At 67.4% G+C, this 22,216-nt stretch carries 20 protein-coding genes, 1 tRNA gene and 1 pseudogene; 5 read left to right on the top strand and 17 right to left on the bottom strand.

Annotation, left to right across the window (positions count from 1 at the left end):
* Positions 1-199: 199 nt before the first annotated feature.
* The 7 genes and pseudogenes from ACFOSH_RS02530 to ACFOSH_RS02500 all read right to left on the bottom strand — a co-directional run bounded on the left by ACFOSH_RS02530 (position 200) and on the right by ACFOSH_RS02500 (position 4,246).
* Positions 200-385, bottom strand: a complete 186-nt coding sequence (locus ACFOSH_RS02530) for a DDE-type integrase/transposase/recombinase (protein ID WP_378236958.1) — start codon at positions 383-385, stop codon at positions 200-202.
* A 12-nt stretch (positions 386-397) separates the two neighbouring features.
* A complete protein-coding gene (locus tag ACFOSH_RS02525) occupies positions 398-709 on the bottom strand; it encodes an IS3 family transposase (RefSeq protein ID WP_378236957.1) in 312 nt (103 codons plus the stop codon).
* 196 nt (positions 710-905) lie between these two features.
* Entirely contained in the window at positions 906-1,076 is a 171-nt protein-coding gene (locus tag ACFOSH_RS02520; protein WP_378236956.1) for a transposase, read from the bottom strand.
* 153 nt (positions 1,077-1,229) lie between these two features.
* Positions 1,230-1,493: a hypothetical protein gene (locus ACFOSH_RS02515; protein ID WP_378236955.1), complete on the bottom strand. Its 264-nt coding sequence runs from the start codon at positions 1,491-1,493 to the stop codon at positions 1,230-1,232.
* A 188-nt stretch (positions 1,494-1,681) separates the two neighbouring features.
* Positions 1,682-1,755, bottom strand: a tRNA-Pro gene (locus ACFOSH_RS02510).
* A gap of 142 nt (positions 1,756-1,897) precedes the next feature.
* A complete protein-coding gene (locus ACFOSH_RS02505; RefSeq protein ID WP_378236954.1) occupies positions 1,898-3,064 on the bottom strand; it encodes an alginate lyase family protein in 1,167 nt (388 codons plus the stop codon).
* A gap of 155 nt (positions 3,065-3,219) precedes the next feature.
* A pseudogene (locus ACFOSH_RS02500) lies at positions 3,220-4,246 on the bottom strand (lactonase family protein).
* A gap of 42 nt (positions 4,247-4,288) precedes the next feature.
* Between ACFOSH_RS02500 and ACFOSH_RS02495 the strand changes: the two are divergent.
* Positions 4,289-4,996, top strand: a complete 708-nt coding sequence (locus ACFOSH_RS02495) for an SDR family NAD(P)-dependent oxidoreductase (protein WP_378236953.1) — start codon at positions 4,289-4,291, stop codon at positions 4,994-4,996.
* A 52-nt stretch (positions 4,997-5,048) separates the two neighbouring features.
* Here the strand turns inward: ACFOSH_RS02495 and ACFOSH_RS02490 are convergent, their stop codons facing one another.
* Positions 5,049-7,265: a glycosyl hydrolase family 18 protein gene (locus ACFOSH_RS02490; RefSeq protein WP_378237080.1), complete on the bottom strand. Its 2,217-nt coding sequence runs from the start codon at positions 7,263-7,265 to the stop codon at positions 5,049-5,051.
* A gap of 220 nt (positions 7,266-7,485) precedes the next feature.
* Here ACFOSH_RS02490 and ACFOSH_RS02485 point away from each other — a divergent pair, with 220 nt between their 5' ends.
* On the top strand, positions 7,486-8,088 hold the full coding sequence (locus tag ACFOSH_RS02485; protein ID WP_378236952.1) for an RNA polymerase sigma factor: 603 nt from the start codon (positions 7,486-7,488) through the stop codon (positions 8,086-8,088).
* Positions 8,081-8,980 carry a CU044_5270 family protein gene (locus ACFOSH_RS02480; RefSeq protein ID WP_378236951.1) on the top strand — a complete coding sequence of 300 codons (900 nt, stop codon included), beginning with the start codon at positions 8,081-8,083 and terminating at the stop codon, positions 8,978-8,980. Before ACFOSH_RS02485 ends, ACFOSH_RS02480 begins: the two co-directional genes overlap by 8 nt.
* Positions 8,981-8,984: 4 nt before the next feature.
* Here ACFOSH_RS02480 and ACFOSH_RS02475 read toward each other — a convergent pair whose 3' ends face one another.
* Complete coding sequence (locus ACFOSH_RS02475; RefSeq protein WP_378236950.1) at positions 8,985-9,764, bottom strand: enoyl-CoA hydratase/isomerase family protein; 780 nt, start codon at positions 9,762-9,764, stop codon at positions 8,985-8,987.
* A 37-nt stretch (positions 9,765-9,801) separates the two neighbouring features.
* The gene (locus ACFOSH_RS02470; RefSeq protein WP_378236949.1) at positions 9,802-10,692 is read right to left on the bottom strand and encodes a PaaX family transcriptional regulator; all 891 of its coding nucleotides are present in this window, start codon (positions 10,690-10,692) and stop codon (positions 9,802-9,804) included.
* Between the two features lie 147 nt (positions 10,693-10,839).
* Here ACFOSH_RS02470 and ACFOSH_RS02465 point away from each other — a divergent pair, with 147 nt between their 5' ends.
* The gene (locus ACFOSH_RS02465) at positions 10,840-12,477 is read left to right on the top strand and encodes an ABC-F family ATP-binding cassette domain-containing protein (protein WP_378236948.1); all 1,638 of its coding nucleotides are present in this window, start codon (positions 10,840-10,842) and stop codon (positions 12,475-12,477) included.
* An 87-nt stretch (positions 12,478-12,564) separates the two neighbouring features.
* On the opposite strand, the gene ACFOSH_RS02460 is transcribed toward ACFOSH_RS02465, so the two are convergent.
* From ACFOSH_RS02460 to ACFOSH_RS02430, 7 genes are all read right to left on the bottom strand, one after another.
* Positions 12,565-13,404, bottom strand: coding sequence for a carbohydrate ABC transporter permease (locus ACFOSH_RS02460; protein WP_378236947.1), 840 nt, complete (start codon positions 13,402-13,404; stop codon positions 12,565-12,567).
* Positions 13,401-14,288, bottom strand: coding sequence for a carbohydrate ABC transporter permease (locus tag ACFOSH_RS02455; protein ID WP_378236946.1), 888 nt, complete (start codon positions 14,286-14,288; stop codon positions 13,401-13,403). The genes ACFOSH_RS02460 and ACFOSH_RS02455 overlap by 4 nt, the downstream gene beginning before the upstream one ends.
* Positions 14,289-14,295: 7 nt before the next feature.
* Positions 14,296-15,567 (bottom strand): extracellular solute-binding protein, encoded by a 1,272-nt coding sequence (locus tag ACFOSH_RS02450; RefSeq protein WP_378236945.1) that lies wholly within the window; start codon positions 15,565-15,567, stop codon positions 14,296-14,298.
* A 128-nt stretch (positions 15,568-15,695) separates the two neighbouring features.
* Complete coding sequence (locus ACFOSH_RS02445) at positions 15,696-17,810, bottom strand: alpha-galactosidase (RefSeq protein ID WP_378236944.1); 2,115 nt, start codon at positions 17,808-17,810, stop codon at positions 15,696-15,698.
* 458 nt (positions 17,811-18,268) lie between these two features.
* Positions 18,269-18,706, bottom strand: coding sequence for a PPOX class F420-dependent oxidoreductase (locus ACFOSH_RS02440; RefSeq protein ID WP_378236943.1), 438 nt, complete (start codon positions 18,704-18,706; stop codon positions 18,269-18,271).
* Entirely contained in the window at positions 18,706-19,671 is a 966-nt protein-coding gene (locus tag ACFOSH_RS02435; RefSeq protein ID WP_378236942.1) for an RNA polymerase subunit sigma-70, read from the bottom strand. Before ACFOSH_RS02435 ends, ACFOSH_RS02440 begins: the two co-directional genes overlap by 1 nt.
* Before the next feature lie 100 nt (positions 19,672-19,771).
* Positions 19,772-20,719, bottom strand: coding sequence for a methionyl-tRNA formyltransferase (locus ACFOSH_RS02430; RefSeq protein ID WP_378236941.1), 948 nt, complete (start codon positions 20,717-20,719; stop codon positions 19,772-19,774).
* A 137-nt stretch (positions 20,720-20,856) separates the two neighbouring features.
* Here ACFOSH_RS02430 and ACFOSH_RS02425 point away from each other — a divergent pair, with 137 nt between their 5' ends.
* Complete coding sequence (locus ACFOSH_RS02425; protein ID WP_378236940.1) at positions 20,857-22,200, top strand: lysine N(6)-hydroxylase/L-ornithine N(5)-oxygenase family protein; 1,344 nt, start codon at positions 20,857-20,859, stop codon at positions 22,198-22,200.
* Positions 22,201-22,216: the final 16 nt, after the last annotated feature.

Below are 22,216 nucleotides of genomic sequence, written 5' to 3'. Positions count from 1 at the left end.
GAGGCGACAACACGACGGTGCGAGCTTCACTCACCTGGATAGCAGCCTGAGGTTCCCCCGAAAAGTGGACAGTGGTCACGCGGCCATAATGGTCGCGGTCAGTGACTTTTCGTAGTTGATGGGGCCGAGCAATTCCGATCACGGAATGCCTGCGACATTATTGTAGATATACATCCAATTGTCAACTGTCGCCGTCAATTCAGATCGCCTCCGCTGTGTATTGACTTCCTCGGTCGGAATGCGTGATGGTGCCGGCGAGGTCACCCCCACGCACGGCGATCGCCTGCTCGAGCGCCGCGGTCACCAGTTCGGTCCGCATATGGTCCGCGACCGCCCAGTCAAGGACTCGCTTGGAGTGCTCGTCCTTGATCGCACACGGATACATGTCACCTTCACCTCAGGTCAAGTACGTGATGACGGAGGTCCAGACCGCGTCAACGCGGCCCTGATCGAACTCCCGCCGCACGAGATCCGGCGGGAACGACGCGAGCGGATCGACCACCGTGGTGCGGATCTTGAACGTGCGCGGGCTGATTCCCACGATGTCCAAATTGGGCATGATCTTCGCGACCGTCTTCTCGGTAATGAGCTCACCACGGTCGCGCAGTTCGGCGGTGATACGCGGTGATCCATATACGCCGGACGAGTCGCGATGAATGTCGGTGATCTTCACTTCCAGATCCGCGCGTCGTTGCTGCCGTTGCTTCACGTGTGGCCGTGCACGATGTGCGTGATGTTGTAGTAGCCCGATGGTGAGACATCGAGCAGGCGTGCCATCCTGCCGACCCCGTAGGTCGCGTACTGCGTGGCCATCAACGTGTAGCGTTCTACTTTTGTTGATTGGACGCGAAGTACGCGGAGGCTTTTTTAGGAACGACAGGTCTTTCTCCTGCTCAGCGACCTGCTTACGCAGCCTCGCGAGCTCGGCGGCGCTCGTCGGCGACCCACCACCCGAGCAGGGCCTCGTCGACGCCGAGTTCTCGTGCGACTTCGGCGATGACGCGGCCGGAATCGATCACCCGATGGGCGGCCCCGACCTTGTACTCGGTCGTGAACGACCTGCGCTTACGGGACATGGAGACATCCTTCCAACAGGACCAGCGGTCCAGCTATCTCGATGTCCACCACCCGGGGGGAATCTCAATGAGCGTCGTTGGAGTGTCCGGCCGGCTAAGCTTCTCCATCGGGTCTCGGTCCATCTCTTCGCCTTTAACGAGATATTTAAAAGACTACTGGATTCCCTTATGTTTGTTCAGTGCTGTCGACGCGGAGCGCGTTTCGATCATCCAAGCGACGTACCATTCGACGTGCTTCCGTTCGACGTCGGTGGGGTACTGGGCAGCGTCGCTGTCGTCGTCGGCAGGCATGTCCATCGTCTCGAGGAACTCCGGCAGGTCTGGTCCGCCGACGAAGTCGGACAGCTGGGTGACGGCGAGCTCGTAGTCGTACCGGGTTGTGTGCGGGCGGTTCGCGGCCCGCAGACTGCGACCCACTCCTCGACGTAGGAACGCCACAGGTCGTCCTTCGGGCGGGGTAGACCCTGTTTGGTCAAATTCGTGATCATGAGGAGAGCCTCCAGTCAAGGTGTCACCGAGCGCTGTGCTGAACCGGAATGACACCTCTGACCGAATGAAAAAGCGGGTTTCCGCAGCTGCCGAGCTGCGAAAACCCGCTTCGTCCGTCGGGCTGACAGGATTCGAACCTGCGACCCCTTGACCCCCAGTCAAGTGCGCTACCAAACTGCGCCACAGCCCGGACCCGCACTCCGTGGAGTGCGATGTGAGTACTTTAGCGGGTCCCGAAGAGGGGCTTGCAAGCAGGGGTCACTGTGTGTCTGAGCTGGGAAAACGGACCGTGAGGGCCGCCCTGCCGCAATCAGGCGGCCCGCACGGAGTCACTATGGGTTGTCGGCGTGCGTGAGGGTCTGCCAGGAGACGAACAAGGCGTTGGTGCCCGCCGGGCGCTGGCGCAGGGTGAGTGCCTCGGTGTTGCTCATGGTGAGTCCGAGGCGGGTGTGGAGGTGGTTGTAGCCGATCTCGGTGACCGGGCCGAGGCCGAGCTTCAGGCTGCCGCCGCACAGCCACGACGGGACGGCCGCGCCCATCTGGTACTTCGCGTGGAAGCCGAGGCCTTCGCGGAGGCGGTCGGCGATCTCGGGGTAGAGGTCCTGGCCCTGGATGCGGGTCGTCTCGGCGAAGTTCGCGATGGCGGCGAGGCCGTAGCCGGTGTGGGTGAAGTCGCGGCAGGTCTCCTGTGAGAGGCCGTTGACGAACGTCGTCTGGCCTTGCCAGTACTTCACGATCTTGTCGCGGGTGTCCAGGCCGCTGCCGGGCGCGGTCTTCGGGAGCGCGCCGTCGCTGGTCAGGTAGAGGTAGGCGGGGACGCGGGTGCGGAACTTCGCGACGGCCTTGTCGTAGCTCGCCTTGTCGTCGAGGAACACGGCGATGCCGATCGCGGCCTCGGTCATGCTGAGTTCCCAGTTTCCGTTGCTGTGACTGCCGTTGCTCACCTTGGGCAGGTACACGTTCCGGAGCATGGTGCCGAAGCGGCCGGAATTCGGCCAGCTCGTGTAGGTGTGTTTGATGATCTCCGCCGCGCGCGGCCACGAGGAGGCCGACCATGCCGACTGCAGGGGTGCGTTGCTGTTCGTGTGATCTTTCAGCACCGCGGACCAGGCGTCCATGATCTCGATCGCTTTGGTCGCGTATTTCGCGTCGCGTGTGATGTACCACGCGAGAGAAAGTGAGTACGCGGCGATCGCGTCTTGCCGTTCATCGGTACAGCCGATATTCGGTTTCGAATAGGGGCCGCATTCGACGACGGCGCGTGGTTTCGGTGATCGGGACAGTGAGGCGTACGGGCTCGACAGCATCGCGTCGTAAGCCTGTTTCCACGGTTGCGCGCCGGCCTGGACCTTGGTGCGCGCGAAGTCCAGTTGCGGGCGGCTGATCAGCACGCCCGGGTGGGTGAAGGTGGCGGGCGCGGCCTGGGACGGGACACTGAAAAGGCTTAGTGCCAACGTAACGAGCGCGGTCAGGGTGAACAGTTTCCTCGGTAGGGACATGGTTCTCCTCGGGCGGGTGTGAGCCAGGTCACCGGCGGCGTGCGGTTCAGTGTCATGGTCTGGACCAGTTGCGTCAAGACCTTAATTCGCCTCGAAAAGAAAGAAATGCGTCTTTGTTCAGCGGGCTGAACAAAGTGTTCAGCCCGCTGAACGAATCACCGCCGCCAAGGGCCGACGAAGGCCGGGCTCCCGACCGGATAACTGCCGATCAGGCGCCAGGTCGCGAGTTCGTAGGCTTGGATCGTGTCATCGCTCTGCGACGCGACATAACAATGCTCGCCGACGACGGAGAAATGCCGCGGCCGGCTGCCGGTCCGGTGGTCGGCGACGGCCTTCGGGAGGGTGCCGTCGAAAGTGAACTCCGTGATCGCCTCGGGGCCCCTGCTGGAGAGGTACAGCCGATCGTCGTGCAGCACCAGCTGCCCGGGGAGGTTCTCGTCGCCGGGAGCGAGCGTGGCGGGGACGGAGTTCTCCACGGTGAACGTGCCCGGTGGCTCCTCGCGCACGGTCACCAGCGACGCGGCCAGTTCGCCGACGACGTACGCGTGGTTCGTTCCCGGGCGCCGGATCAGCTGGCGGGGGCCGGTCCCGGCGGGCAGCGCCGACACCGCCACGGGGATCAGTTCGCCTTCCTCGCCGAGGCGGTAGCTCCGGATTTCGTCGGCGCCGAGGTCGACCGCGCTGACCAGTGTGCCGGTCTCGTCGACCACGGCCATGTGCACGTGCGCCGCTTCCTGCCGCTCGGTGACAGGACCGGTGCCTTCGTGCTGGACGAGCGCCGTACGCACGGTGGGCACCCCGTCCGGGCCCAGTGCGAACGCCGCCAGACTGCCACCGCTGTAGTTGGCGCACAGCAGGAACCGGCCGTCAGGGGTGACCGCCAGATGGCACGGATCCGCCCCGCCGGTCGGGAGCGAGTTCAGGGCCTCCAGGGTGCCGTCTTCGCCGACCGCCACCGCGGTGATCGCCCCTTCGGCCGTCTCGTTCACGGCGTAGAGCACGGGCAGCGCGGGGTTGCGGGGTCAGCCAGCTCGGCGAGTCCAGTTCGAGCGAGCCCGCCGGGGTCAGCTCCCCGGTCCGCCCGTCGCGCCAGAAGGTGCCGATACCTTCGCCGTTGCCGTCGCTCGCGGCGGTGTAGGAGCCGACGATGAGCAGAGTCCGGTCGTCGTTCGCAGAAGTCACGAGGCACACTGTGCAGCAAGCCGAGGTGGAGGAGAATCCCTTTTGACCACATCCTGCGCGATCGTTTCGGGAGCGGCGTCCGGTATCGGCGCGGCGACCGTCACCCGCCTCGCCGCGGCCGGGCACACCGTCATCGGCGTGGACCTCACCGAGCAACCCGGACTGCCGCACAGCGTCGTCGGTGACGTGTCCGATGAAGACACCTGGCGGCGGGCCGTCGCACTCGCCGAGAAGCTCTGTGGCGGGGTCGATGTCCTGGTGAGCAACGCGTTCACCGCTGTGGTGGCGCCACTGCACGAGCTCGAAAGAAAGGACTGGGACCGCCAGGTCGACGTCAATCTCGCCGGCGCGTACCTCGGCGCCAAGGCCTGTCTGCCGTCGTTGCGCGAGCGGAAGGGATCGATCGTGCTGGTCTCCTCGGTGCACGCGCTGGTCGGGCTGCCCGGGAGGCCTGCCTACGCGGCGAGCAAGGGAGCTTTGGTCGCGCTCGGCCGTCAGCTGGCCGTCGAGTACGCGCCCGACGTCCGCGTGAACTCGGTGCTGCCCGGCCCGATCCTCACGCCGGTCTGGGACCGGGTGCCCGAGGCCGACCACGCCCGCTCCGTCCGGGCCACTCCGGCGGGGCGGCTCGGGGACCCCGCCGAGGTCGCCGAGGTGATCGCGTTCCTGGCCTCGCCCGCGGCCTCGTTCGTCACCGGGACGCAGCTGGTGGTGGACGGCGGCTGGTCCGCGACCAAGGATTCGGTCTAGAGAGTCGTGAGTGGTAAGGACGGTTCCGACCGTCCTTACCACTCACGAGCTTTTACTTCAGGGAGTTGTCCACTGTGGTCATGAGGGTTCCGGTGTCACCCGACATCTCCCATGCCATGACTCCGAGCAGTCCTCGGGTCTTGAGCCAGGCGACCTTCTGCTGGATGGACCAGGCGTCGTCGAAGGTCCACCATTGCCCGCCGTTGCCCGTGTAGCACGCCGTGGCCACGGCCGCGGTGTCGTGCTGGACGGTGCAGTTCGGGACACTGGCCAAGAGATTCGCGTAGCCACGAGTACCTGCCTCCTCGGCGAACTGGCCTGGTGCGGCGCCGGTCGCGGTCTGCCATTCGCCCTTCTTGCCGCCGTCCGCGACCCCTTGCCAGCCTCGCCCGTAGAAGGCGAGCCCGAGGGTCAGTTTCCGTGGATTGGCCCCGGCGTTGGTATAGGCGTTGATCGCCGCCTCCACACTGAACTTGAACTTGTACGGATCGTCCGCGTCGGCGTAGAGGTTCCCTTGATGGCCGGTCATGTTCGGCTCCCACGAGTTGTCGCTGCCCGAGCCGTGGAAGTCGTAGCCCTGCACGTTGGCGACGTCGAGGTAGTCGAAGATCTTCGGGATTTCCCAGCCACCGCTCACCTTCGCCGGGTCGGCGGGGGTGAACGCCTGCAGTTCGTACCGCTTGCCGGTGGTCGCGCCGTAGGCGTCCATCTGCGTGCGGAACTCGGCCAGCAGGGCGGTCAGGTTCGTCTTGTCGTTGGCGCTCCAGTGGTTCCCGGGGTGCCCGTCGGGGCTGCCCGGCCACTCCCAGTCGATGTCGATGCCGTCGAAGATGCCCGCGGCCGTGCCCGGCCCGCCGGCTCCGCCGTACGCCTTGATGTTCCCCTTCAGATAGGTGTCGATGCACGACGCGACGAACTTCTGCCGCGACGCGGCGGTGGCCGCGACGTCGGAGAAGTACTTCGAGTAGGTCCAGCCGCCCAAGGAGATGAGAACCTTCAGGTTCGGGTTCTTGACCTTGAGTTTCTTCAGCTGGTTGAAGTTGCCGCGCAACGTTTCCCAGCCGGTGTCGCCGACGCCGTCGACGGACTGGGACGCGGACATCGGCCGTGAGTAGTCGGCTTCCGCGTCGCCCGCGCCGTCGCCCTGGCTCGGGTCCTGGGGATTCGACGTCGTTCCCTTGGTGACACCCGAAAGGCAGGTGTGGTTGACCGGGTCGATGTTCCCGAAGGCGTAGAGCAGATGCGTCAGCTTGCTCGCGGAACCGTTGGTCACCAGGTTCTTGACGAAGAACTGGCGGCCGTAGATACCCCACTGCACGAAGTAGCCGACCCGGGCGTACCCGTTCACGATGTCGCCGGTCCGAGCGCTGACGGCGGCGCTCGCCGCGGAGACGTTGTCGTACCCGTCACGGGCTTTGACCGTGAAAGTGTACGAAGTGGACGGTGAAAGCCCGGACACGGTCGCGGTCGTCCCGGTCACCGTGGTGGCGAGGTCCGAGCCGCGGTAGACGTCATAGGAGACGACGCCGGTGTTGTCCGTGGACGCGTTCCACGCCAGGGAGACGGAACCCGAGGTGACCGCGGTCGAGCGGAGGTTCGACGGCGCTGTCGGCGCCTGGGTGTCGTCGCCCGGGTTGTTGGTGGTCACCGCCAGCGCCGGGGTGGGCGGGGACTTGGCGTCCTTGCGGTCCTTGGCGACGACGGTGAAGCTGTAGGCCGTGTTCGGCGTCAGCCCGGTGATCCGCGCTTCGGTGCCGGTGACCGAGGTCGCCAGAGTGGTGCCCTGGTAGACGTCGTAGCCGGTGACGGGCAGGGAACCCGGTGCCGAGGCGTTCCAGGCCAGCGCGGCGGTCGTGGTCGTCTTCGCCACGAGACGCAGGTTGGCCGGGGTCGACGGCGGCGCGTCGCCCGTGCCGTCGCAGTTGGCGTCGTCGATCCGGCAGGTGGTCGGGGTGACCCCGGAACTGAGCTGGAACGACGGACTGTACGGGTAGGTCGAACGGCCCGGCGCGAGCGATTTGATGTAGAACGCCGGGGTGAGGGTGACCTGGTTGCCTGCTTGGGACACCGTGGCGTGGGAGCCGCTGGTGGCGGTCACGCCGGCGGGGACGGTGAAGGTGATGGACCAGTCGGCGACGGTTTCGCTGCTGGGGTTGGTGACGGTGTACTCACCGGTGTTCCCGGCCAAGGTGAAGGCGGCGCGGAGGCGGCCCGCCGCCAGCGCCGGAGTACCTGCGGCTACGAGGAGCCCGGCGGCGAGGAGTGTCACGGTGAGTGCGCTGAGTAGTCGTTTTCTGGTGCGTCTCATGGCGGTTCTCTCCAAAAGAGGCGGCGAGACTGACCTGCTCGGAAAATGGCGCGTGTGGTCTAGACCACAGATGAATGTAGCGCGGCGCGCATAAAAGGTCTAGACCGATTCGTCGGTCGTGAACCTGTTCGACGCCGAATGCGGACAACAGGTGACACTGACGAATGGCGAAGGGCGGTTCATGAGCTCATCTGGGGCGGATCCGGGCGATCTGGAGGACGCGGAGTTGATCGAGAGGTCGGTGACCAGCCCGGACTGGTTCTCCGCGATCTTCGACCGGCATGCCGCGCACATCCACCGCTACCTGGTCAGACGCATCGGGCCGGCCGCCGCCGAGGACGCCTTGGGGGAGGCGTTCCTGGTGGCCTTCCGCAAACGCGAGGGATATGACACCGAGCGCCGCGACGCCCGGCCGTGGCTCTACGGCATCGCGACCAATCTGGTGGCACAGCGGCGCCGTGACGAGGTCAGGGAGCTGAAACTACGCGAGGCCCTCGGCCCGCCGCCCGACGAAGAAGGGCACGCCGAACGCGTCGCCGACCAGGTGACCGCGGAGGCGATGGGGGAGTTGCTGGACTCCGCGCTGGCGGAACTGGCCGACGGCGACCGCGACACGCTCACCCTGTTCGCCGGGGAAGGCCTGAGCTACGAGGAGGTGGCCGCGGCGCTGGACATCCCGCTCGGCACCGTCCGCTCGCGGCTCAACCGAGCTCGCCGCAAAGTCCGCGAAGCGCTGGGGCGCCCGGAGATCACTACTTCGAAGGAGATCGTCAACCATGGATGAGCTTCAGCTGATCGAGGAGCGGACCGAAACGGTGCCCCTCGCGGATTCCGGCGCGCTCGGCGGGGCCCGCGCGCGCTTGATGGCCGAAATCGCCGTCGCCGGAACGGAAAACGTGGCACCGCTGAGGAAACGGCGGCCCTGGGTCTGGACCGGGGTGGGTGCGGCGGGTCTGGCCGCGGCCATCACCGCCGTCGTGGCGCTCGCCCCGGCGGGCCTGGAACCACCCACAGCCGCCGCGGATCCCGTGGCAGTGCTGCGTGGCGCCGCCGAGGCCGCGCTGAAGACGCCGGACAATCCGCCGAAACCGAACCAGTTCGTCTACACCAAGACGAAGCAGCCTGACGGCGTGCGGGAATCGTGGCTTTCGGCGGATGGTACCCACGACGGGTTGATCAAGATGCCGGACGGCAGTACCGACCCGGTTCCGGGTTGCCGGGACGGGCGGGCGCAGGTGTACAAGGGCGATGAGCTGGTCAAGGGCGTCACGGAGCCGTGCACGCGGTGGCCCCATTACCGGCCGGATCTCCCCACCGACGTGGACGCGATGTTCGCCTACCTCAACGCGAACCACAGCGGTGAAGACGGCGATTACAACGCGATGGGCAAGGACGTCGTCGCGCTGGCGAACGAAACCTACCTTCCGCCCGCCGTCCGGGCGGCCCTGTACGGCGCGGCGGCCAAGGTGCCCGGTCTCCGTGCCGTCGACCACGTCCAGGACGGAGCGGGCAGGCCCGGTGTGGGCATCACCTGGCCGCTCAAGCCGGAGGACGACCCCGAGGTGGCGAAACCGACCATGATCGTCTTCGCCGCCGGCACGTTCCTGTACTTGGGCGGGAATGGGGCGGCGGTGACCGCGTCCGGTGTGGTGGACGCGGTCGGCCAGCGCCCGTAGCGGATCAGCGGCCGGTGAAGGTCGCCTTGCCGGGACCGTCGGCGAGGAACGACTTCACCGCGCCGCGCAGGTCCTCGGTGTCGAAGAGCCCGGCGGCGATCGTCGTGATGTGCTCGTTCGCCTCGGCGACGCCGCCGTGCTCGTAGTGTTCGAGGACCTTCTTGGTGGCCGCGTGCGCCCGGGTCGGCCCCTGCGCGAGGTCGTTCGTGAAAGCGCGGACGGCCTCGTCGAACCCGTCCACCGGGAGCACGCGGTTCACCACGTTCCAGCGTTCGAGGGTCGCGGCGTCGTAGGTCGCGCCGGTCATCACGAACTCCTTCGCGCGGCCGACACCGGCCCGGGCGGCGAGCCGCTGCGTGCCGCCCATCGTCGGGGTCAGGCCGACGACCCGTTCGACCAGGCCGAACTTGGCCTTCTCGCTCGCGAGGATGAGGTCGCAGGCGACCGCGACCTCGAACGCCCAAGTCAGGCACAGGCCGTGAGCGGCGAACACGGTGGGAAACGGGAGAGCGGCGATCCGGTCGGGGATCGCCAGCATCTCGTCGAAGAGCACCTTGGCCTCAGCGGCGTTGGTCTGGGCGTCGAACAGGGAAACGTCGACGCCGCCGCTGACGATCTTTCCCTCGGCCCGGATCAGGGCCGCGCGCGGCGGCGTGGCCTCCAGTTCGCCGATCGCCTCGCCCAGTTCGTCCTGGAGTTCCGCCGTGTAGAGGTTCAGCGGCGGCGAAGCGATGGTCAGGACGGCGAGGCTGTCTTCGCGGTCGAGGCGGATCGAGGTGGCCAAGGCGGGTTACCTCCCGGTAGATCGGTTTCCCGTGACCCTAGCCGGAGGTCGCCGAGAGTTCGTCCCATTGCGCCTGTGCTTCTGGTCGCCATTCGACATGCTTCCGGTGGAACAGGTCCGCCGCGCGCACACCGCTCCAACCGTCGGGGAGAAGTTTCAGCGGAAGGCGAGGATCCAGGAACGGGAAGCTGCGCCATTCGTGGACGAGTTCGGTCTGCGCGCGCAGGACGCCGCGTTCGCCGGACGGGTGGGAACCGGTGAACCGGTCGATGAAATCCTCGTAGCGATCCTTCAGCTCGCTGAGATCCCAGGACCGGGCGACCATCGTCTCCTGATCGCCGACATCACCATAAGCAGCGGAGAACGACATCGCCTGCGCGTCGAGGCCGAGTTCCTGCACTATCTGCTGCGCTTCCCGCTGGCGGCTGAGATCCGGGCTGACCCAGACGCCGGCGACAGGGGAGCCGAACCCGGCCCACGTCAGGCGTGTGCGCAGCCGGTGCCGGAGATCCCGCTTGGCTTCGGGGACCGACACGATCAACATCAGCCAGCGGCCGTCCCAGGCCTTTTCCTCGTTGCCGAAGGCGTATATCCGTTCAGCGCCTTCGGTCAGAAGCCGTCTGCCTGGTGGGGTGAGCGACCAGCGCACTCTTCGTCCGACGCGTTCGGAGACGACCCAGCCTTCCGCGGAGGACCGGGCCAGCGCCTGCCGTGCGGACTTCTCCTCGATGTCCAGCACTCGCAGCGCTTCGACCAGCGTCGACGTCCAAATCGATTGATCACGGGGCAGGACGTACTCGCCGAGGATCGTCATCAGCAGCGACCGCGCGCTGGCATGACTGACTTCGCGCCGCCTGCTCAGCGTCGGCCTGCGGGTACCGCCTTTCTGCTGGTGGACGACGGGGACCGGGGTGGCGGAGTCCGCCATTTGCTGTCACCGACCTCAATGCTCGGGGGATTCGTTCGGGTCCAGAAGAACATCCAGGTTACCCACGTTCCGTGATCGCTTGGATACTTGCCACTCTTCCGAGGGACCACGAGCTGTTCAATCGGTCCCCGTAGACTTACCGATCTCATGAGCGCCACACTCGTTGCCAAAGATCTCGCCGCCGGCCACGGCGACCGTGTTCTGTTCTCCGGTCTCGACCTGGTCGTCGCCCCGGGCGAAGTGATCGGTCTCGTCGGCGTCAACGGCGCGGGCAAGTCGACCCTGCTGAAGACCCTCGGCGGCCTCGTGCCGCCGGAAGAGGGCAGCGTCCGGCTGAGCCCGCCGACGGCCACTGTCGGTCACCTCCCACAGGAGCCGGAACGCCGCGAGGGCGAGTCCGTCCGCGCGTTCCTCTCGCGCCGCACCGGCGTCACCGCTGCCCAGGCCGCGCTCGACGCGGCCACCGAGGCGCTCACGGCGGGTGAACCCGGCTCGGACGACGCCTACGGTGTGGCGCTCGACCGCTGGCTCGCGCTCGGCGGTGCGGATCTGGACGACCGGGCGGGCGAGGTCGTCGCGGACCTCGGGCTCACGGTCAACCTCGACCAGCCGATGCTGTCACTGTCCGGCGGGCAGGCGGCCCGAGCGGGAATGGCCTCACTGCTGCTGAGCCGGTACGACATCTTCCTGCTCGACGAGCCGACCAACGACCTCGACCTCGACGGCCTGGAGCGGCTCGAGCGGTTCGTGACCGGGCTGCGCGCCGGGACCGTGCTGGTCAGCCACGACAGGGAGTTCCTGGCCCGCACCGTCGACCGCGTCGTCGAACTCGACTACGCCCAGCAGCAGGTGCGGACCTACGGCGGCGGTTACGAGTCGTACCTGGAGGAGCGTGCCGTCGCGCGGCGGCACGCCCGCGAGGAGTACGACGAGTACGCGAACACCAAGGCCTCCCTCGAATCCCGTGGCGCGATGCAGCGTTCGTGGATGGAGAAGGGGGTCAAGAACGCCCGGCGCAAGGCCACCGACAACGACAAGGTGGGCCGCAAGTTCCGGAGCGAGGCGACGGAGAAGCAGGCGTCCAAGGCCCGCCAGACCGACCGCATGATCGAACGGCTCGACGTCGTCGAGGAACCGCGCAAGGAATGGGAACTGCGGATGGAGATCGCCGCGGCGCCCCGGGCGGGCGCGGTCGTGGCGACCCTGCGCGGCGCGGTGGTGCGGCGGGGCGGGTTCACCCTCGGCCCGGTGGACCTGCAGATCGACTGGGCGGACAAGGTCGCGATCACCGGGGCCAACGGCGCCGGGAAGTCGACCCTGCTCGCCGCCCTGCTCGGCCGGGTCCCGGTCGACGAGGGCGGCGCGTCGCTCGGCTCCGGTGTCGTGGTCGGCGAGGTCGACCAGGCGCGGAAGCTGTTCCTCGGCGACCTTCCGCTCGTCGAGGCCTTCGCCCGCGAGGTGCCGGAACTCGCCGACGCCGATGTGCGGACGCTGCTGGCCAAGTACGGCTTGAAGGCCGCGCACGTCCTCAGGTCGGCGGCCACGTTGTCGCCGGGGGAGCGGACCCGGTCGGCGCTGGCGCTGCTGCAGGCGCGCGGGGTGAACCTGCTGGTGCTCGACGAGCCGACGAACCACCTCGACCTGCCCGCGATCGAGCAGCTGGAGTCGGCGCTGTCGGAGTATCCGGGGACGCTGCTGCTGGTGACGCACGACCGGCGGATGCTGGACGCGGTGGCGACGACGCGGCGGCTGGAAGTGGCCGAGGGCAAGGTCACCGAGCTCTGAGCGGCCTGCTCCGGATGTCATGAAAGGGTCTTTCAGGACGAAAAACGTCTTGAACGACCCTTTCATGACATATGCGAAGGGCGAGACTCAACCCTTGGTGGCCCCGCCGGTCAGCCCCTTCACGAACTGCTTCTGCAACGCCAGGTAGAAGATCAGCACCGGCAGCGTCGCCAGGAACATCAGCGCGAACACGCTGCCGAGATCCGCCTGGTACTGGCCGATCGAGCGGTAGATGCCGGTGGTGATCGTGGTCCCCTGACTCGGGCCGAGGATGATCAGCGGGTCGATGAAGTCGTTCCAGATCCACACGCCGAGGAAGATCAGCACACTCGCCGTGGCCGGGCGCAGCAGCGGGAACACGATCCGCCAGAACACCTGCGCCCTGCTCGCCCCGTCGAGCAGGGCGGCCTCCTCGAGTTCCACCGGCACCCCGCGGATGAACCCGGTGAACACGAAGACGCCGAACGGCACGTAGTACCCGACGTTGAACAGCACCAGGCCCTGGAGCGTCGCCATCAGCCCGGTCAGCCGCAGCACCTCGGTGACCGGGATCAGGATCACCTGTGGCGGGATCATCAAGCCCGCCAGCAGGATCAGCGCGAGCACCTTGGTCCATCGCTTGTCCGAGCGCGCCAGGTAGTGCCCGAGCATGGCCGAAAGCACCGTCAGCACGATGATCGACAGCAGCGTGACGAGCATGCTGTTGGCCAGGCTCACCCAGAACAGGCCGTCGGGACGGGTGAGCACGGCGTGGATGTTGGTCAGCGTCGGTGGCAGCGGGACCGACGCCGGATCCTGGGCGATCCGGTCGCCGGGTTTGAAGACGTTGACGAGCACGTAGTACAGCGGCACGAAGAAGATCGCGCTCACCAGTATCGCCGCGGCCGGCCGTAGCCACGAACCTCGCGGACTGTCCTTTGTGGTCACAGGTCGACCTCCCGCCGCCGCAGGAACCGCAGCACGATCGTGGTCAGCGTCGCCACGATCACCAGCATCACCACGGCCATCGCGGAGGCGTAGCCGACGTGGTTCGCGTCGAGGCCGGTGGCGAGGACGTCGAACGCGATGGTGGCGGTGGTCCCCGAACCCGGTCCGCCGTTGGTGACGACCTTGACGTGGTCGTAGGTCTTGAAAGCCGAGATCAGCAGGACGACGGTGTTGATCGTCAGTGACGGCGCGAGCAGCGGCCAGGTCACCGCGCGGAACCGCCGGACCGGTCCCGCGCCGTCGATCTCCGCCGCCTCCAGCAGTTCGGCCGGGATCCCCTGCAGGCCCGCGAGGTACACGACCACGCAGAACCCCAGCATCTGCCAGCACACGATCGACGCGACCGAGTACAGCGCGAGGTCCGGGTCCGAAAGCCAGCCCGGCGGATGCTCGACGCCGAGCGCGCGGAGGACTTCGTTGATCGGGCCCCGGTCGTCGAGCAGTTTCGTCCAGATGATGCTGACCACGACCGAGCTGAGGATCACGGGCGTGAAGAACACGCTCCGCAAAGTGTTGTACAGCCAGCCCTTCCGGTCGAGCAGCAGCGCGACGCCGAGTCCGAGCACGTTCGGCACGACCACCACGATCACGGTCAGGATCGTCGTGACCCGGAGCGCGGTGAGGAACTGGTCGTCCTGGAAGAGGAGCTTGTAGTTCTCGAGACTCACGAACTCCGAAGGCGGGTTGAACGGGTTGTGGTTCGTCAGGCTGTAGCCGACGCTGATGAGGATCGGCGCCATGACGAAGCAGAGATAGATGACGACGCCGGGTGCGCCGAACGAGGCGAAATGCCACACCCGCGGCAGGATCGGTTTTCTCGCCATCGTGGGGTCAGCGCGCCTTCGCCCACTCGGAGTCCAGGAGCGCGCACGCGTCGGCCACCGTCTTGCGGCCGGTGATGACGTCCTGCGCGGATCGGTAGACCTTGTCCTTCATCCCCGGAAGGAGCCCGTCGTCCGCGGTTTCCCAGCTGAAGGCGTTCACGACGGCGTTCTTCGCCACGGCTTCCTTGTAGAGCTCGTAGCCCGCCTTGAAGACCGGGCCGGCGTCGGACGGCGGCGTGTAGCCCTTGATCGCGGGGAACAGGCCGTCGGCCTTGACCGACGCGTCGATCTGCTCCTTGTCGAGCTGGAACGCGAGCGCGAACTTCCTCGCCGCGTCGAGGTTCGGGGACTTGGCGTTGACCACGATGCCGCCGCCGGTGTAGGCGGGCACGACGAGTTTCCCGTCCTCGGAGGGGAAGTTGAAGACGCCGATCTCGAACGAAGGCTTTTTCGCGTCGGCGCTGGCGGCGAACCAGTTGCCCATCGGGTACATCGCGCCTTCGCCGTTGAGGAAGGCCGCCTCGGTCGCCGAGTAGTCCCGCGAGACCTGCGTCTTGTCGAGGTAGCCCTTGGCGACCAGATCGGCGAACTTGCCGAATGCCTGCTGGAACGCCGGGTCGGCGAACTTGACCTTGTCGGCCCGTCGCTGGGAAAGCCAGTCCGGGGTCTTGCCGTAGACCTCGACACTGACCAGGCCGTCCAGCAGCATCGCGGACGGGAACCCTTCCTTGCCACCGCCGATGGTGAACGGCGTGATGCCCTTCGCCTTGAGTTTCTCCGACGCGGCGAGGAGTTCGTTCCAGGTCGACGGCGCCGACGCGATCCCGGCGTCGGCGAAGAGCTTCTTGTTGTAGTAGACCGGCGGGATGGTCTGGGTGTTGGCCGGCAGCTGGTGGTGCCCGCCCTTGATCGGGTTGGCGCCGGGGAACTGGAAGTCCTTGAGCTCCTCGGGCGTCCACGCGTAGAGGTTGCCCGATTCGGCGAACCCGGCCGAGTCGACGGCGATCGCGACGTCGGGGAACTGGCCGGACTGCAGGAGCTGCTTGGCGTAGCCGGTGCGGTCGGTCGAGGGAGCGACGAGCTTCTTGACGCTCAGGCCGGGATTGCGGTCTGTGACGCGTTTGATGGCGGAGTCCCAATAGGACGGTGGCAGGTTCGGCGTCTCGAACGTCAGGAAAGTGATCTCGTTGCCCGAGGCACTCGTCCCGCCGCCGACCGTGCAGCCGGTGAGGCTCGCGGCGACGAGTAGCGCCGCCCCCAACGCGAAGGACCTTCTCATGCCCCAGTCACCCTTCTCGCGGCGTCTCATAGACGACGGCATTCGATCGGATGTCTAGGGTGATGTCAAGCGGTCGGATCGGTCTTTGGTGCCCCGAAATGGGCAATACATCTGATCTATCGCCGTGCTCAGAGCTTGGTCAGCCGGATCAGCGCGCTGGCGAAATCACCGTCCGGCAGACCCGGGAACAGGCCGTGTGCCAGCAGCGCGGCGCCGTGCCACACCTTCCCGGTGTCCTCCTCGCGGTAGCGGGCGGCGGGGTCGAGACCGTCGAGCCGGACCGGTCGTTCGTGGGTGTGGAAATGTGCCGCTTGCCGGAACACGAACACGACCGCGCGCCCGCCGTCGTCCGCCACGTACTGCAGCGCGGAGACGCCGTCGGTGGCCGGCGGCACCAGCCGGTGGAGCCTGCCGTGCTGGACGATCGGCCGGATCTCCTTGTACAGCGCGATCTGCTCGCTCGCGTAGCGGAGGTCCTCCTCGGACCACTTGACGATGTCGCCGCCGATGCCCAGCACCCCCGCCATCGCGACGTGGAACCGGAAGCGCAGCGGGGTGGACCGGCGGGTGACGAAGTTGGGGTCGTCGGTGACCCACGCCGCCATCGCGCGCGCCGGGTACACCTGGCCGTAGCCGTGCTGGATGACGAGCCTGTCGAGCGCGTCGGTGTTGTCGGAGGTCCAGACCTGGTCGGTCCTGGCCATGATCCCGAGATCGATCCGCCCGCCGCCGCCGCTGCACGCCTCGATCCGCAGCCCGGGATGGCCGGCACGGAGGCGATCCATGATCGCGTGGACCGCGCGGGCGTGCTCCACCCACAGCCGATCCGGGTCGCCGTCGGCGGGCCAGCCCGCTTCGCTGAACGGACGGTTCATGTCCCATTTCAGGAAGTCGATCCCGTGCTCGCCGACGAGGGAGTCGAGCGTGTCGAACGCCCAGCCGGCCACGTCCGGGCGGGCGAAATTGAGCACCAGCTGCCGCCGCAGCTCCGAGCGTGTCCGATGTGGATGGTGCAGGACCCAGTCCGGGTGGGCGCGGTAGAGGTCGCTGTCCGGATTCACCATCTCGGGTTCGACCCAGAGCCCGAACTTCAGGCCGAGCCGGTGCACCTCGCCGACCAGTGGTTGGAGGCCGTCGGGGAACTTGTCGCGGTTCACGTGCCAGTCCCCGAGTCCGGCGTGGTCGTCGCTGCGGGCGCCGAACCAGCCGTCGTCCATCACGAACAGTTCGACACCGAGCGCCGCCGCCTTTTCCGCCAGCTCACGCTGCCCGGCCTCGGTGACGTCGAAACCCGTTGCCTCCCAAGAGTTGTAGAGCACCGGCCGGAGCTCGCCGGGATGGGGGAGGACGTGGGCGAGCGTGTACGCGTGCCAGGCGCGGCTCGCGGCGCCGAACCCGCCGTCGGTGTACAGGCCGGCGAACACCGGCGTGGTGAGCGTTTCGCCGGGGGCGAGCAAGGGGACGACGCCGTCCTGGCCGAAGCCGCCGGTCACGGTGAGACGGCCGGTGGACGAGCGGGTGGTGGTGATCCGCCACGAACCGCTCCACGCGAGCGCGGTGCTGTAGACCTCGCCGTGCCGCTCGGTCGCTTCGCCGTCGTCGAGCATCACCCACGGATTGGCGTGATGGCCGGTGATGCCGCGTCTGCTGCCGAACGTGGTCTCGCCGTGGGGGACCGGCTCACGGAGCAGCTGACTCTCGGCGGCCCAGCGTCCCGTGACGTGGCTGACGCGGTAGCCGGGCCGGACCGGGACGACCCAGGTCGCCGAATCGGCGCGGATCACCTCGATCGGATCGTCCGTCCCGTCGTGGGTGAGTTCGGTCCAGCGTTCGATGACGTCGGTGCCCGGCGGGACGCGGTAGCCGAGCGTGATCCGCAGGGGATAGTGGCGATCGCGGAAGTGGACGCGCAGCTCGCCGCCGTCGGTGCCGTCCACGTCGTGGTCGAGGTACCGCCACTCGAGGGCGCGAGTCCCGTCAGCGAACCGGACCTGCAGCGCGGGGGTCCAGTAGCGGGTGCCGCCGTCGGCGGCGAGCTCGTCCAGGCCCTCGTTGGGATCGTTGAAGGCGTCCCAGCGTTCTTTGGTCCGGGGGAGGACGTCGGCGAGCTGGTCCGGGGTGAGCGCCGGGCCCCAGTAGACGTGGGAGGGCGTGTCGTCCTCGGCCAGCCTGAGCGCGTAGCTCGTGTTCGCCGTGCGGATGAGCCAGGAACGGGTGTTCTCGTCGAAAACGATCTCTGCCACGCCGCCATCCTGGTCCCGAAGCGGTCCGCAGGCCAAGGGAGCGGCCCGCTTGGCGGTACATCGGGTGGTGGGTCTCGTGAGTTGCGATTCGGGTTATAACCCGAGTCGCCACTCACGACCACCCCGGTCGACTCGGTACTTCACGTGACGGGGTGGGCGGCACGTGTGATCAGACGGGCCACACACGTGACTGGACGGGCGACGCGCGCGGGTCGGGGTCTGACCGCGTGTGGCCCGTCTGATCACGGGAGTGGCCCGTCCAGTCACGGGAGTTGTCCACCCAATCAGCCGATGCTGGGCCATGTACACGGTAAGGTGTGAAGGTCGAGTTTCTTCGGCTGAGTCGAGGCAAGGGGTCCTTCACGGACCGGACCCGCGAACAACAGCCGCCACCCCCAGTAGGTACCTAAGACACTTTTGGCCCTAGCCGTCCTTGCCACTCACGAGGCCCGACGTGCTCAGCCGCCGACCTTCGCGATCGCCACGATGTTCTCCGGCCGCACTCGCACGATCACCTTCCCCGGCGACGTCGCGTAGGCCAGCCAGCCCTCCATCGCCTCCGGCCCGGCCTCGCCGAGGTATCGCTCGGCGATCAACGACGAACCCGCGCGGACCCCGTCGGGATCCGAAACGATCTCCGCGACACCCTCGACACTCACGAACGAGAACGGCGGACGCGGGTCGTCGGCGACCACCGAAACCCGGGGATTCTCCTTGAGCGCTTTGCCTTTGACGGTGTCGGCGCCCAGGTTGACCAGGATGTCGTCGCCGTCGAGGGCGAACCAGACCGGGACCGCGTGCGGCCTGCCGTCCGGGCGGACCGTCGCGAAGACGGCGGTGCGGGTGCCTTCGGCGAGAAACGCGCGGCGCTGCTCGTCGGTCATCTTCTCCGGCATTACTTTCCCTCCAGAACGGCGTCCAGGCCGAAGGCCGGGAACAGGTGGCTGTCGAACGTGGTGAACTCGGCGGCCTTGCCGTCGACGACGCGGACGAGGTCGAGTTTGAAGGCGCGGAAGACGGTGTCGCCGGGGCGGCGCAGGTACGAGGCGAACGCGGGCATCCGGTTGGCGTCGACGGCGACGGCACGCCATTCGCCCATCTCCTCGGCGATCCGGCCGTGGCGGGCGAGGTGTTCGAGTCCGATGTAGCAGTTCGGCTCCGGCGGCATGGTGTGGCGGACGTCGTCGCGGACCAGGCTGCTCATGGTGCTGAAGTCGCCGCTGTCGTGGGCCTCGATGAGCCGCCGCACCAGCGCGCGTTCCTCTTCGGACGGTGCCGCCGCCGACCATTCGCCGCGCTGCTGCGGGAGGCGTTCGCGCAGGGTCGCGCGGCCGCGCTGCAGGGCGCTGTTCGCGGCGGGGACCGAGAGGTCGAGCAGGGAGGCGGTTTCGGCGGCCTGCCAGCCGAGCACGTCGCGCAGGATCAGCACCGCGCGCTGCTGCGGCGGCAGCATCTGCAGGACCGCGAGGAAGGCGAGTTCGATGGTCTCCCTGGCGACGGCGAGCGCGTCCGGCTCGGCTTCGGACGGCGCGATCTCGTCCAGCAAGCGGTCCGGATACGGCTGGATCCAGGGGACTTCGGCGAACGAGCGCAGCGACGGCACCCGCCGCTCGTTCTTGCGGATCGCGTCGAGGCAGGCGTTGGTGGCGATCCGGTACAGCCACGCGCGGAAGTTCCCGCCGTCGAAAGTGTCCAGCCCGCGCCAGGCGTTGAGCAGCGCCTCCTGGACGACGTCTTCCGCTTCGTCGAACGAGCCGAGCATCCGGTAGCAGTGGACGTGCAGTTCCCGCCGGTGCCGTCCGGTGAGCGCGGCGAAGGCAGTTTCGTCTCCCGCCTTCGCCGCGGCGATCGTGTCTGTCATGGCGCCTCCCATCGAGTGTTCTTACCCGATGTAACGGCGCCCTTCGGCCGAACTCATCGGTCCCGCGATGACTTTTTTCGCGGGACGGTGAAACGGCAGGTCAGGGGCGGGTGGTGAGGTAGCCGCCCATGGTGCGGAAGTACTCCGTCGCGGCGAGTTCGGTGCCGTCCTCGGTCCGGACCCGCTCGATGACGAGCCCGTGTGAACGCCCGCGGCGCGCTTCGGGACCGGCGACGATCACGACCCCCTCGCCCTCGCGGATGAAGATGCGGCCCGGGGTGCCCCCGTAGAGGCCCGTCGACACCGAGGAGCGGACGACGCGCAGCTGCTTCCCGCGGTGGTGGGTGAAGGCGTTGGGGTACGGGTCGGACTGCGCGCGCACCAGCCGCTCGATCTCGTCGGCGGGCCAGGACCAGTCGATGAGGCTGTCCTCGAGGGCGCGCTTGTGGAAGAAGCTGGCCTTCGACCTGTCCTGTTTGACCGGCGTGAAGTTCCCCTTCGCGATCAGCTCGATCGCGTCGGTGGTGATCGGCGCGATGAGGTCGACCGTCCGGTGGAAGAGATCGGTCGTCGTGTCCTTCGGTCCGACAGGGACGGACCGCTGCAGCACGACGTCGCCCGCGTCGAGGTCGGCGTCCATCATGTGGGCGGTGAGCCCCACTTCCGGCTCGCCGTTGATGAGCGCCCAGATCAGCGGCGAGAAGCCGGCGTAGGCGGGCAGCAGCGAGTCGTGGACGTTCAGCGTGCCGTGGCGCGGCATCTCGAAGATCTCGGGCGGCAGCCAGGTGCGCCAGTTGTTGGCGACGATCAGGTCGAGATCGGCTTCCTTCAGCTCCGCCATCAGTTCCGCGTCGTCGGGACGCTGACGCAGCAGGGTGCGGATCCCGTTGGCCTCGGCGAGATCCGCGACCGAGTCGGCCCAGATCTTCTCGTAGGCGTGGTCGCTCTTCGGGTGGGTGACGACGAGGGCGACGTCGTGGCCCGCGTCGATCAAGGCCCGCAGGGTGCGGTGTCCCCAGGTCTGGTATCCGAACATGGCGACCCGCATGGGACCGGCCTCCTCCTGGTCGAGGGATGAACATCACCACTGAAAGTACTAGTTGAGCCTCACCTAACTTAGGTTAGGGTTCCCTGGTCTTTGTAACGAAGTACCGAGATGCGGCTGAGCCGCGCAAGGGGTTCAAGATGGCACGAGCAGTGGTCGGTGAACGGGTTCCGGTCTACGACGTGGTCGGGGTCGGGTTCGGTCCCTCGAACCTGGCGCTCGCCATCGCGGTCACCGAGCACAACGCCTCGCCCGGAGCCGAGACCGTCACCGCCCACTTCCTCGAGCGTCAGCCCCGTTTCGGCTGGCATCGCGGGATGCTGATCGACAGCGCCACCATGCAGGTGTCCTTCCTCAAGGACCTGGCGACGATGCGGAACCCGACGAGTTCGTTCAGCTTCCTGTCGTATCTGCACGGCAAGGACCGGTTGGTCGATTTCATCAACCACAAGAGCCTGTTCCCGTTGCGGATCGAGTTCCACGACTACTTCGAATGGGCGGCGGAAAAGGTCGACGACCTGGTTTCCTATGGCACGGAAGTGCTTTCGGTCACGCCGGTCTTCGACGGCGACGAGATCGTGTTCTTCGACGTCCACGCCCGCACCGACGGCGAGCTGGTGAACCTGCGCGCCCGCAACCTGGTGATGGGCACCGGGTTGCGGCCGAACCTCCCCGAAGGTGTGACGCCGGGCACTCGGATCTGGCACAACAGCGAGATGCTGCACCGCCTCGAGGGTATGGCCGCCGAGGATCCGCGCCGGTTCGTCGTCGTCGGCGCCGGTCAGAGCGCGGCGGAGGTCAGCGCGCTGCTGCACGACCGCTTTCCCCTGGCCGAGGTGTGCGCGGTGTTCGCGCGGTACGGCTACAGCCCGGCCGACGACAGCGCGTTCGCCAACCGGATCTTCGACCCCGAGGCGGTCGGCCGGTTCTACGAGGCGCCGGAAGAGGTCAAGGACCGGTTGATGCGCTACCACGGCGCGACCAACTACTCGGCTGTCGACATCGAACTGATCGACGAGCTGTACCGGCGCATCTACCGCGAGAAGGTGCAGGGGATCGAGCGGCTGAAGCTGATCAACGTCTCCCGCCCCACCGAAGTCGTCGACACCGGCTCCGAGGTGCGGGTCACCATCGAGGCGCTGGAGAACGGGGAACGGACCCGGCTCGACGCCGATTTCGTCGTGTACGCCACCGGGTACAGCCCGGCGGACCCGACGCCGTTGCTCGGCGAGCTCGCCTCCGCCTGCACGCGCGACGAAGAGGGCAGGCTTCGGGTCGAACGCGACTACCGGATCGTCACCGAACCGCCGCTGGACGGCGGGATCTACCTGCAGGGCGGCACCGAACACACCCACGGCATCACGTCGTCGCTGCTGTCCAACACCGCCGTGCGGGTCGGCGAGATCCTCCAGTCCATTGTGGACCGGCGGGCGGCCGGTGCGTCCCGGCCCGAGTACGCGGTGAGCGGCACCGGCCCCGCTTGACCCGCAGACGACGTTT

It is taken from the genome of Amycolatopsis speibonae (genome assembly GCF_042647925.1).
Taxonomy (GTDB): domain Bacteria; phylum Actinomycetota; class Actinomycetes; order Mycobacteriales; family Pseudonocardiaceae; genus Amycolatopsis; species Amycolatopsis speibonae.
Note: the sequence above shows the minus strand (reverse complement) of the source record. Positions and strands in the feature narration are given on the sequence as shown.

Coding starts and splice junctions, on each gene's coding strand:
- ACFOSH_RS02530 (WP_378236958.1), bottom strand. CDS start 385: ATGTATCCGTGTGCGATCAAGGACGAGCACTCCAAGCGAGTCCTTGAC.
- ACFOSH_RS02520 (WP_378236956.1), bottom strand. CDS start 1,076: ATGTCCCGTAAGCGCAGGTCGTTCACGACCGAGTACAAGGTCGGGGCC.
- ACFOSH_RS02505 (WP_378236954.1), bottom strand. CDS start 3,064: ATGTCCCTACCGAGGAAACTGTTCACCCTGACCGCGCTCGTTACGTTG.
- ACFOSH_RS02485 (WP_378236952.1), top strand. CDS start 7,486: ATGAGCTCATCTGGGGCGGATCCGGGCGATCTGGAGGACGCGGAGTTG.
- ACFOSH_RS02480 (WP_378236951.1), top strand. CDS start 8,081: ATGGATGAGCTTCAGCTGATCGAGGAGCGGACCGAAACGGTGCCCCTC.
- ACFOSH_RS02470 (WP_378236949.1), bottom strand. CDS start 10,692: ATGGCGGACTCCGCCACCCCGGTCCCCGTCGTCCACCAGCAGAAAGGC.
- ACFOSH_RS02465 (WP_378236948.1), top strand. CDS start 10,840: ATGAGCGCCACACTCGTTGCCAAAGATCTCGCCGCCGGCCACGGCGAC.
- ACFOSH_RS02455 (WP_378236946.1), bottom strand. CDS start 14,288: ATGGCGAGAAAACCGATCCTGCCGCGGGTGTGGCATTTCGCCTCGTTC.
- ACFOSH_RS02450 (WP_378236945.1), bottom strand. CDS start 15,567: ATGAGAAGGTCCTTCGCGTTGGGGGCGGCGCTACTCGTCGCCGCGAGC.
- ACFOSH_RS02440 (WP_378236943.1), bottom strand. CDS start 18,706: ATGCCGGAGAAGATGACCGACGAGCAGCGCCGCGCGTTTCTCGCCGAA.
- ACFOSH_RS02435 (WP_378236942.1), bottom strand. CDS start 19,671: ATGACAGACACGATCGCCGCGGCGAAGGCGGGAGACGAAACTGCCTTC.
- ACFOSH_RS02430 (WP_378236941.1), bottom strand. CDS start 20,719: ATGCGGGTCGCCATGTTCGGATACCAGACCTGGGGACACCGCACCCTG.
- ACFOSH_RS02425 (WP_378236940.1), top strand. CDS start 20,857: ATGGCACGAGCAGTGGTCGGTGAACGGGTTCCGGTCTACGACGTGGTC.